Source organism: Kribbella turkmenica, assembly GCF_004348725.1.
In the GTDB taxonomy this organism is placed as follows: Bacteria; Actinomycetota; Actinomycetes; order Propionibacteriales; family Kribbellaceae; genus Kribbella; species Kribbella turkmenica.
The window spans coordinates 1-10,609 of the sequence record NZ_SMKR01000220.1 but is presented as its reverse complement, the minus strand read 5'-3'; the positions used below and the strand labels follow the sequence as shown (position 1 = coordinate 10,609).

Here is a 10,609-nt window from a genome sequence, read left to right as displayed (position 1 = left end):
GGCAGCACCTCGCGCTCGATGCCGCGATTCAGGATCGAGTACGGCGGTTGCTCGGTGCGCAGCCGGATCAGACCACGTCGCTCGGCGACCCAGTGAGCGTGGACGAGGTCCGAGGCGGGCATGGACGACGTACCGATGGCGCGGATCTTGCCGGCGCGTACCAGGTCGGTGAGTGCCGCGAGGGTTTCCTCGATGTCGGTGTCCGGGTCCGGCTGGTGGATCTGGAACAGGTCGACGTAGTCGGTTCCCAGGCGGCGCAGCGAGTCGTCCAAGGCCTGGATCAGCCAGCGGCGTGAGGCACCCGACCGGTTGGGGACGACGGGGGTCGCGCCGCTGGGGTCGAAGTTCACCGGGAAGCGGGCTTTGGTGGCGAGGACGACATCGTCGCGGCGGCCCTTGAGTGCTTTGCCGACGATCTCCTCGGATTCGCCGGCGGAGTACATGTCGGCGGTGTCGACGAAGTTGATCCCGGCGTCGAGCGCTCGGTGGATGATCCGGATCGACTCGTCGTGGTCGGGGTTGCCGACGGCACCGAACATCATCGCGCCGAGGGCGTAGGGGCTGACCTGGATTCCGGTCCGGCCGAGGGGGCGGTAGCGCATTGGGTTCTCCTTGGTGGTGGGGTTTGCCTCGAGCCAGGACTCAGCTCCTGGACACACGCGTGCGGGAGGGGTCGAGGGCACGGCCTACATCGTTGGACTGGAAAGCTGTTCCTGTCGGCGCTGGCAACTCATGAGCTAGTCTGCGCGAGTGGATCCGGACTCTGAATAGTTGTCAGTTCGAATTTCTTGCGCGAGAGTACGGTGGTGGCCAGTGATCAGTTGTCCGAGGTCTTCGAGCTCGTCGAGGTCCGCGGGCTGCTGTCGGGAGGGTTCGCGGTGCGGGGTCCGTGGGTGACCCGGGCCGCGGTCCACGAGCCGTTGAAGTTCGTTGCGATGGCGAGCGGTCGCGGGCGGCTGAGCACGGACGGTATCGACGAACCGATCGAGCTCGAACCCGGCGACGTCGCGATTCTGAACAGTCGGTCGTGGCTGGAGCTCGAGGGCGGTACGGGGCCCGGCCCGCGGCGCGAGGTCATGCCCGAGCAGGGCTTTCCGTCGACCGGTCTGATGCGTGCCGTCACCGGGGTCGACGATGTGGTCTTCGGCGGCCGGATCGCGCTCAACCCGGCGGGCCAGGCGCTGCTCGTGGAGGCGCTTCCGCCGGTCGGACACGTCCGGGGCTCGGCTGCCGAGGGAGCCAATCTGCGGGGGAGCCTCCACCGGTTGTTCGACGAGGTGACCTCGAACAGACTGGGCTCCGCGTTCGCGATCCGGCAGCACAGCCAACTCGTACTGCTCGAAATAGTGCGCGCCTACATCCATCAGGCCGACCTGCCGCCGGGATGGTTGCGCGTGTTGTCCGACGAACGGCTGCGGCCGGCGCTCCGGCTGATGCACGCCGAGCCCGGTAGGTCGTGGGGCTTGGAGGAGTTGGCCCGCGCCGCAACGATGTCGCGGACGTCGTTCGCCGAACGGTTCCGGTCCGTGGCCGGCGTACCGCCGTTGGCCTATCTCAACCGCTGGCGGATGCTGCTCGCGCAGCGTGCGTTGCGTGACGGCGATATCCGGGTCGGGGCGCTGGCCGCCGACCTCGGATACGCCTCGGAGAGCGCCTTCAGTACTGCGTTCAAGCGTGAGGTCGGTGTGTCCCCGCTGCGCTACCGGCACCGGGTGCGCGACGAGTCGGCGCCCGTCGACACCGCGAGCGGACTGTAGTTACGGCGTCAAGGTGGGGGCCGCGAGGTCGAGGGTCGGTGCGGTGCCGCGGTAGGACTCCAGCCAGGTACGGAGGAGTTCGACGCGATCGGCGTACTCCTCGTTGCCCTTGACCACCGGTGCCTGGTTGTACGGCATGGTGTCGGAACTGCGGCGGAGTTTGACGTAGAGCCGGGACGACGCGAGGGCGTACCGCTCCATGTCGTCCTGCAGCGCGCCGATGACGGTGATGTTGCGGTCGCGGCCGATCTGCTCGAACAGGGCGACGGCCTCGCGGCGGTGCTGGGAACCGAGGTTCCGGCCGAGCTCGTCGAGGATGAGCAGGAGCGGTCGATCCGAGCCACCGGCGAGCGCGGCGGCGCACACGAGCTTCACCGCCTTCTCGTCCATCTGCGCGGTGTTGCCCTTGACGTTGAACGCCGAGAACGGGCCGCCTTCGGATCGCCGCCACTTCGGCGTGACCGTCCAGCGCCACGGCTTGTCGGGCTCGGCCGGCGGGTCGGGCTCGGGGAACTCGAGCTTCGCACCGTAGCCGCCGTACTGCTGGTCGAGCCGGTCGAACTCCTGCGACACCAGGCGGAGCCGCGCTTTGATGCCATCGGCAAGCGATGCGCGGTGCGCGCGCGCGGTGCTCTCGGCCTCGGCGAGTCCTTCGCGGGCGCGTTCGAGGGCTGCGTTCCGTTCGGCGCGCTGGCCGGCGATCTGCTGTTGCTGGAGACTGTCGAACGTCTCGTGCTGCGCGAGATGGCTGCTCAGCGTCCGGTGCAGTGCCGGCACCAGGCCGACCCGGGCGCCGAGGGTGCCATTCGTCCAGCCGTCCGGGCCGTTCAGGATCTCCCAGAGCTCGGCCGGGATCTCCTCGCGTGAGCGTGCGTTCGGGAAGCAACGCCGGATGACGTCGTCGAGCTGCGTGCAGGCCTGATGGTTCCAGTCGGCGGTCGTCCGGCGCTGGACGTCGTCGGGCAGGCCGAGGATGAACTCCTCGGCCTCCGCCGGGGTCGAGCCCCACGCCGTCGTCCGGCCGACGAGGTCGAGGGAGGTCTGTTCCTCGATCAGCGTCAGCCGGCGGGCGGTGAGGTCGTCGAGCAGCCGCTCGTGGTCGCGCCGGGTCGCCTCGAGGTTCTTGAGTCGTTCGTCGCGGACGAGTTGCTGACCGGCGGCCGCCTCGGCGGACTCCTTGGCTGCTTGCAGTTGCGGTGCGAGCGAGTCGCGGTCGGTCTCGTGCCGGTCGATCGTCTCGCGCAGTGCGAGGATGTGCTCCTGCACCGACTCGGCGTCGGCGATCGCCCGGGCGGCCGCCGTACGACGCTCTGCCTGCCCGACCCGGGCGCGTGCCTGCTCAAGCGCAGCGGAGGCGACGACACGTGCCTCGACCGCGGCCTCGAGGCGGCGACGAGCGGCCTCGATCCGCGCGGTCCGGCCGGTGAGCGGCTCCTCGAAGTGCCCGACCGCCACGACGCCCGCGAAATCGTCGATGTTCTCCTTGGTCGCACGCTCGCCCAGCGCGGCGAAGAAACCGTCCAGCGCGAACCGCTTGTCGGCCGACTTCGGCCCACCTCGCCCGGCCTTGGCCGCGCCCGGCCGATTCGCGAGCACCAGCAGGAATCCGGCGTACCCGGCGTCCGCCAACGCGGCCGACGCGACCGCGGCGTCGCCGAAGTCGATGACGACAGCGTCCCGGTACGGCGCGAGTCGCGGCTCCCACTCGGCCCGCTGCGCGGTTGACAACTCGGTGATGTCGGTGAGCGCACCGCACTCGATGCCTGCGTTCTCCAGCACCTGTTGCTGCGTTGCCGACACGGTCTGGCCGCTCTCGGCCTCCCGCAGCTCGGCAGTTGCGAAGTCCACGGCCGACCGGGCGGCGTGGTCGCGTCCGATGTGTTCCTCGAGGACGGCGCGCGCCTCGTCCTGCTCCTCGGCGGCTGCCGCGAGATCCCGTCCGTCCGCCGAGCGCCCGGCTTCCAGCAGTCGCCGGTGTTCCTGACCGAGTTGCTCGAGCTGCTCGCGCACCGAACGCTGAGCGAGGTCGAGCTCGCGGTCACGCGCGTCCAGTTTGTCCCGCTCCTGCCTTGTCAGCTGGACGTCGCGGAGCAGGACCTCCTCGTTGCCGAACGCCTCGATCTCGGAGTCGACCGCCTCGCGCCGCGCCTCCTGCTCGGCGACGCGTTCGTCGAGTACGGCGAGCTCCTGCAGGATCTCGTGGTTTCGCGCGTCGCCGTCGATCAGGTGCCGCGCACACCGGGCCTTCCAGGACTCCTTCGCCCCGGCCAGCGCTTCCCGGGCCGACGCGCGTTGCAGGATGCCTGACTCGACAGCGGCCATCTCCTGCTCCCACCGCTGCAGGTCGGCCGTTGCCTGCTTGGTCGCCTCGCGGTGAGTGTGCTCCGCGGACCGGTGCGCCTGCTCCTGCTCGAGCTCGTGGTCGAGACCGGTCAAGGTCGCGATCGCGTTGAAGATGCGGGCCGGGCCGAGTTCGTTCAGCGGCTCGGCGAGCAGATTGGCGGTCGGGCTCGACCGGACCGACGTCGACAGGAACGAGACGCAGCGCACCTGACCGCCGTACAGGACCGTGGACAGCTTGTTGGCGTGGAAGTCCGTCCGGCCGTTCGAGTGCGGCAACGCGGCCCACAACGCGTCGGCGCCCGCGGCCCGCTCGGCCTCGGTCGCGCCGTAAGGGACGTGCAGGCCGCTCTTCCAGCGCAGGTCGATGTACGACGCCTTGCGGTTGATCCGAAGCCACACAGTGATCGCGGCCGCCTCGATCTCGGCGAGATCGATCAGTTCGGGATCGGAGAAGACCCCGATGATGTAGCCGCGGTCGACGTTCGACCAGTTGCCCTCCTGGCCGGCCGCCTCCGCGGTGAACAGCAGCTCGGCAGCGCCGGGCGCGCCGCTCGTCAGGCGCCACTGGTCGTCGGCGTGCAGCAGGCTGAGCGCGGCGATCCAGGACGACTTGCCGGCGCCGTTCGAGTCGGTCGGGCCCTGTCCGGCGACCGTGACCAGGCCCTGGCCGACCATCGGGATAGGGTGCGTCGACAGTCGGGACAGGTCGACGACCTGCACGCCGAGCAGCACCTTCGACCCGAGAATGTCGAACGGGCCGTCCTCCACCGAACTGCTCATCCCCGTCCCCGCTTCGTCGTCTGCACGGATGAAATCTGGCAGGCGCTGTTCTCGCTCATCCGTTTCCTTCGGTGTCGTCGGTACGGCGTTCCGCCGCCTGCTCGGTCGGTGTCGCGCCGTTGCGGGCGCGGATCGCTTCCGCGACCGGGCTGGCGGGGCCGGCGGCCAGGATGAGTTGGTCCTGCAGCCGGCGTCGAGCGGCCGGGGTGAGTCGCTGCAGCTGCGGGCCGGGGATGTAGCTCGGGCCGCCGGAGTGGTCGCCGGAGAGTTGGATCAGCCCGGCTGCGCGCAGGCGCTGGAGAGCCAGGCGCCGTTCCTCGCCGCTGATCTTGGTGGTGCGGAGCTCGTCGACCGTGGTCGGGCGGGCCGACTTCCAGCTGTCGCCGGTCAGGATCCCTTCGCTGCGGGGGATCGCGACCGAGTGGATCAGCACCAGGACGAGTACCGCGCGATCGACGACCGACAGCGGTTGCCAGCCTTGCGCGGTGAGCGTTGCCGCGATGTCGTCGGCGTAGCCCGAGGTCCAGTGCGTGCCGTCGACGTGTACGAGGGTTCGGCCGATGAGCTTGAGCATTCGCGCGACATGTCGCCGTAGCGTCACGTCGCGCAGGCCGGCCAGTTGGACCTCGGCCACCGGATGGGCTGCGTACTGTACGGCGCTGAACGCGGCGAGCACCTCGTCGCGTGCCCGGTCGCCCAGGTCCTGCAGCAGCGGATCGAACAACACGTGCGGCTCAGTCATCCGCCGCCTCCGGGGACTCCGGCTCCGTGGGCAGGGAATCGGACTCGGCGTCCGGGGCCGGGGTAGTGGTGAGCACTGCCGGTGGTGGATCGGGGAGGTGGCGGCAGAGGTCGCGGAGGGTGGCTTGGTCCGCGGCCGTCCAGGTGATGACGCGCGGACCGAGCCGGACCTCTCCGGCCTTCTCGTTCCACAGCAGCCAATGGGTCGCGTGCAGCCGGCGGAGACTGCCGATGATCAGCGTGAGGTCGCTCGGCTGTTCGGGGCGGCCGCGCATCCCGGCGTACACGGATCGGACCTGTGCGAGCGTGCCGGCAGAGCCGGGCCACGCCGGTCCGCTTCGATCCGTCCAGCAGCACGCGACGCAGATCGAGAGGACCCGCGCCGTCTCGTTCGGCTGCTCGACAGCCACCGGCGGAGTACCCAATTCGTCCAGGACTGTGTGACCGGCGCCTGAAGGCAACGCCGGCACCAACCACACCGTCGAGCCGTCCGGCGAGGCAGCACGGGTCAGGAGCGCGACGGCAGGCGTGTCCCGCGGAACCTCCAGCGGACCGGCCGACTGCACCTTCGCCCACCACAGGGCGTTGTAGAGCCTGCGCTCGACGGCTTCGGACGGCGTACTCATCGCGTCACCCGCCGGAACACACCCTCGGTCGCCCATGGCGTCCCAGCGGCCGGGTCGATCCGCATCCCGTCCGACCACACCAGCTCGTAGTCGAGCTCGTCGTGCAGGTGTGCCGCGGTGAGCTCGGCCAGCACGCGCCGAGCCGTGATCCAGTCCCCGGCCTCGTCGACCACCTCGACGATGTCCACCGACGGTCGCCCGGCGAGCACTCGCTCGGCCTCGGCGCGCAGCTCCTCGCGGTCCGTCGCCGCCGCTGACTCCGGCGCGGCGGTGTCCTCGGTCGGTCGCGGCGGCGCCATCCGGGCGGTTCCGGTACGGCGACCGGTCTCGACCGCCTCCACCATCGTCTGAGGCGAGAAGTCCGGCGCGGCCGCGTCGAACAGGAGTCCGTCCAGCACGCCCGCGAGTACTTCGGGTTCGCTGCTGCGGGTGAACGTGAGCCAGGTCTCGATCGGCAGCAGACCGAGTGCGCGCGTCGTACCGGCTCGCTCGACCAGCCGGCCCGCGGCGAGTTGGACGGCGTCGGCGTACGCGGCCAGCGACATGCGCAGCGACGTACACGCGCGGTGGAGGGCCGGCCAGCGGTCGAGCACGATCCGGTGGACCTTCTCGGCCTGCTCGATCAGCCGCTCGTTGCCCCACGCGAGCTGAGCGTTCTCCCGCAGCTGGGCGGTCGTGCTGGTCGCGACCAGGATCGCCAGCTCGTTGCCGAGCAGGCGGAAGACCTTGGTCAGGCGCTCGATCGAGGCCTCGCCCTGCTCCACAACCGCCTGCGGGTCGCTGACGCTGTGGGCCTCGAGGGTGAGCAGTTGGTGCAGCTCGGCCTGGCCGCCCTGGACAGACATCCGGCGGAGGAACATCAGCATGACGTACGGCGCGAAGGCGGCTCGGTGGCGCAGTTCGTTCGGGCGGTCGACGAGCTTGGTGATGGCGCCGTACTGCCGGAGCACCTCGAAGCGCCGCACGATCACGTCGTGCGGGTACGCGCGGCAGGCGAGGGTCGCCTGCTCCACGGTCAGGCCGTCGCTGCCGGCTTCCGCGAACGCGTCCAGGATGGCCTGGTCGACGTCGAGCAGGTCCGGGTCGACGATCATCGCGCCGGCCTCGCGGGCGAGGACCGCGAACACCTGGCGGTAGACGCGCAGTACGGCGGCCTCGGCCTCGGCGTCCAGCAAAGTCGCGTCCATCCGCACTCCCTCCCGTGTGATAGCGACCGGCTACCAGAGGAGAAGGACTCTAACCACCCATACCGACAGACCAAAACCGGGTTGCCGCCTGCTGTGGACAGGCGTTGGACGGTGGCCTGTGGAAAACCGGGTGACGGGTGGGGAGGGGGTGCTTACCATCCGAAGCGTGAAGAGAATCCTTGGCTGACGCGGTCCAGGTAGACCGCGTCCAGACCACGGCGCCTTCGGGCGTTCGCCACGCCGGCAGCTGACCCGCCACAGGGTCCCCGGCGCGCTTGCTGATTCTCTCCTTCCGGAGCTTGCACATGACCGTGCACCCCGCCATTCCCCAAGCGCGCTCGATCGGCGCGCAGCACCCGCGGGTCCGCGACCTGCTCACCGTTCGCAAGGACGGCGCACCCGGCCGGATCATGATCGAGGGCAACTGGGAACACGACCGCCTGTTCGCCACCGAAGCCCCGATCGAAGCCTTCTTCTGGTGCCCCGAAGCCGGTACGACGGCCGCCGTCCACCGCATCGCCGACCGCGCCGCCGAGGTCTACCGCATCTCGGAGAAGTTGCTCACCCGGCTGTCCCGCAAGACCCGCTCGGACGGCCTGATCTCGATCGTCCGGCTGCCCGTCTGGCGTCCGTGTACCTTCCGCTTCACCAACTCGTCGCTGGTCCTGGTCGCCGACGGCGTCGAGTACGCCGGGAACCTCGGCACCCTGGTCCGTACGGTCGACGCCGCCGACGCCGACTGCCTCGTACTGACCAGCCGGCGCGCGCGGCCCAGCCACCCGGCCGTGTACTCCGCCAGCCGCGGGACCATCCTGACGACGCCGGTGCTGGAGTTCGACGACATCGCCGAAGCGGCCGAGTGGTTGCGCGTCCACGGCTTCCGCATCCATCTGGCCGACCCGTCGGCGAGCGGCAGTTACCGCGATCGCGCGTACGACGGACCGACGGCGTTCGTGGTCGGCTCCGAGGGATCCGGGTTGTCGAAGGACTGGCACGAGCAGGGGTGCGAGACGGTGTCGATCCCGATGCTCGGCCAGGCGGATTCGCTCAACGTCGCGCTGTCCGCGGGCATCCTGCTGTTCGAAGCGCGGGCTCGCAAGGAAGGGTGGTGAGCGGCCAGGCAGAATTGCGACGTCACCGAAGAGACGTCACCGAAGACGAAGGAGTGGGACGTGTCGTTCGAGCCTGGTGAGGTCGTCGCCCCCGGAGATCCGCGCATCGTGCTGGAAGGCCAGTGGGGTCACCAGCCCGGGGTCGCGATCACCGTCAACTCGGGTTCGCGGATCTCGTTCTCGTTCGCGGGCGAGCGGCTCCAGCTGCTCTTCGACACGAACGGGCTGACCGTCCCACCACACCTGTGGATCACGGTCGACGACGGTGAGCCGGCGCTTCACCTGGTCGAGAACCCGGTGATCGAACTGTCCGCGCCCGACGGCCGGCACCAGGTCGAGGTCGTGGTCAAGGACGTCAACGAGCACGTCAACCGGTGGAACCCGCCGTTCGAGTGCGCGGTCGTGTTCGCCGGGCTCGTGCTCGACGTGCACTCCCGGCTGCGGCTCAGCGGCCGGCCGGGCGGCCCGCGGCTCGAGTTCTACGGCGACTCGATCACGCAGGGCGTGCTCGCGCTCAGCACCCACCCGGAGTCCGCGGGCGCCGACGGTACGGCGTCGTACGCCTATCTGACCGGGCGCGCTTTCGGCGGCACGTCGTACCAGGTCGGGTTCGGGCGGCAGGGGATTTTCCGGCCGGGGAACGGCGACGTGCCGCCGGGGGTCGAGTCGTTCGGCTGGAACTTCGCGGGGTCGCCGGCCGAGCGGGTCGAGCAGCCGGACGTGGTGGTGATCAACCTCGGCGTGAACGACGAGACGCTGGAGCCGGCGCAGTACGCCGGCTTCGTGAGGCGGGTCCGGGCGGCGTACCCGGACACGACGATCGTGTCGCTCACTCCGTTCAACGGGCGGCACAACGACGTGATCCAGGCCGCCGTGAAGTCCCTGGACGACGCCAACCTCGTCCTGGTCGACACGACCGGCTGGATCACCGAGGCCGACACCACCGACGGTGTTCACCCGTCGGTCCCCGGCCACGCGAAGATCGCCGACCACCTGGTCACCGCGCTCGGAACCCACACGAATCTCCGCCGCCGCTCCTAACGTGCGGGGTTGCCGCCCGCGATCGGCCTGGCCACGATGATGGGCATGGCGGAGAACAGGTTCACAAGCGTGGACGAGTACATCGAGTCGTTCCCGGCCGAGGTCCAGGAGGTGCTGGCCGAGGTACGCCGTACTGTCCACGCCGTCGTCCCGGACGCGGGGGAGAAGATCAGCTACCAGATGCCGACCATCACCCTGGACGGCAAGTACCTGCTCTACTTCAGCGCCTGGAAGCACCACATCTCCATCTACCCCATCCCCTCGGTCGACGACGACCTGGCCGCCGCCATCGAGCCCTACCGCTCCGGCCAGGGCACCCTGAAGTTCCCTCTCGACAAGCCCATCCCGTACGACCTCATCACCCGCCTGACCCACGCCTGCGTCGCCGAGCGTTCCTCCTAGTCGACGAGGTCGCGCGGATCGGGGGACGGGGACCTGGTCAGGGTCCAGTCGCTGAAGTGTTGGTCGAAGCGGTACCAGAGGGCGTCTCGGCCTAGGCGGAGTTGGGTTCTGCCGGCGGTGATGCGGTTGCCGTTGGCGGTGCCGTTGGGTAGGGCTTCCAGGCCTTCGGTCAGGGCTTCGGGGTGTGGGTCGGTGGGTTCGTCGAGGGTGGCGGCCAGGCCGCCGGGGCCGGCTTGGTGCCAGGCTGCGGCCCAGCTGGTGAGTTGACGGGCGGAGACGCCGGCTCGGTGGGCGAGGTCGGCCAGCTCGGGGGTGCCGAGGAGGTGCGAGGCTCGGCGGGCCAAGTCTTGTTCGAAGGTGAGGTGGAGGCCGCCGTCGGTGTCGCCGGAGGCGAGCTCCCAGGCGCGGTGGGCGGCATCGGTCGCGAGGGCGATCAGGTCGCGTACGTCGACGCCGGAGGAGCGTGGTGGAGCCAGGGCGCGGACGGCCGCGGGTTGACCAGGTGAACCCATCGGTCTCGGTGCGGCGGGGAGAGCGGCGGACTGCGCGGGTGAGCCAGGTGGTCGAGCTGCGGCGACACGGTCGGGAGCGGCCGAGGCGCGGTGATGGTGGGCGAAGGC

9 protein-coding genes and 1 pseudogene are annotated in these 10,609 nt (G+C 70.0%); 4 read left to right on the top strand and 6 right to left on the bottom strand.

Annotated elements, in window-relative coordinates; genetic code table 11:
- A partial coding sequence (locus E1218_RS32605; protein ID WP_132326895.1) for an aldo/keto reductase occupies nucleotides 1-602 on the bottom strand: 602 nt, incomplete at its 3' end.
- 204 nt (nucleotides 603-806) lie between these two features.
- Between E1218_RS32605 and E1218_RS32600 the strand changes: the two genes are divergently transcribed.
- Complete coding sequence (locus E1218_RS32600) at nucleotides 807-1,757, top strand: AraC family transcriptional regulator (protein WP_132326894.1); 951 nt, start codon at nucleotides 807-809, stop codon at nucleotides 1,755-1,757.
- Here the strand turns inward: E1218_RS32600 and E1218_RS32595 are convergent, their stop codons facing one another.
- From E1218_RS32595 to E1218_RS32580, 4 genes are read right to left on the bottom strand one after another with little or no spacing between them, the layout of a single operon-like run.
- Nucleotides 1,758-4,880, bottom strand: coding sequence for a coiled-coil domain-containing protein (locus E1218_RS32595; protein ID WP_132326893.1), 3,123 nt, complete (start codon nucleotides 4,878-4,880; stop codon nucleotides 1,758-1,760).
- A gap of 55 nt (nucleotides 4,881-4,935) precedes the next feature.
- Entirely contained in the window at nucleotides 4,936-5,622 is a 687-nt protein-coding gene (locus E1218_RS32590; protein WP_132326892.1) for a hypothetical protein, read from the bottom strand.
- A complete protein-coding gene (locus E1218_RS32585; RefSeq protein ID WP_132326891.1) occupies nucleotides 5,615-6,247 on the bottom strand; it encodes a hypothetical protein in 633 nt (210 codons plus the stop codon). Before E1218_RS32585 ends, E1218_RS32590 begins: the two co-directional genes overlap by 8 nt.
- Nucleotides 6,244-7,434 (bottom strand): hypothetical protein, encoded by a 1,191-nt coding sequence (locus E1218_RS32580; protein ID WP_132326890.1) that lies wholly within the window; start codon nucleotides 7,432-7,434, stop codon nucleotides 6,244-6,246. The genes E1218_RS32585 and E1218_RS32580 overlap by 4 nt, the downstream gene beginning before the upstream one ends.
- 305 nt (nucleotides 7,435-7,739) lie before the next feature.
- On the opposite strand from E1218_RS32580, the gene E1218_RS32575 reads away from it, so the two are divergent.
- From E1218_RS32575 to E1218_RS32565, 3 genes are read left to right on the top strand one after another with little or no spacing between them, the layout of a single operon-like run.
- Nucleotides 7,740-8,546, top strand: a complete 807-nt coding sequence (locus E1218_RS32575; RefSeq protein ID WP_132326889.1) for a TrmH family RNA methyltransferase — start codon at nucleotides 7,740-7,742, stop codon at nucleotides 8,544-8,546.
- Between the two features lie 60 nt (nucleotides 8,547-8,606).
- On the top strand, nucleotides 8,607-9,587 hold the full coding sequence (locus tag E1218_RS32570) for a GDSL-type esterase/lipase family protein (RefSeq protein ID WP_233712622.1): 981 nt from the start codon (nucleotides 8,607-8,609) through the stop codon (nucleotides 9,585-9,587).
- A 9-nt stretch (nucleotides 9,588-9,596) separates the two neighbouring features.
- Entirely contained in the window at nucleotides 9,597-9,989 is a 393-nt protein-coding gene (locus tag E1218_RS32565) for an iron chaperone (protein ID WP_233712621.1), read from the top strand.
- Here E1218_RS32565 and E1218_RS32560 read toward each other — a convergent pair.
- A pseudogene (locus E1218_RS32560) lies at nucleotides 9,986-10,609 on the bottom strand (SWIM zinc finger family protein); the annotation flags it as partial. The gene E1218_RS32565 and the pseudogene E1218_RS32560 overlap by 4 nt on opposite strands.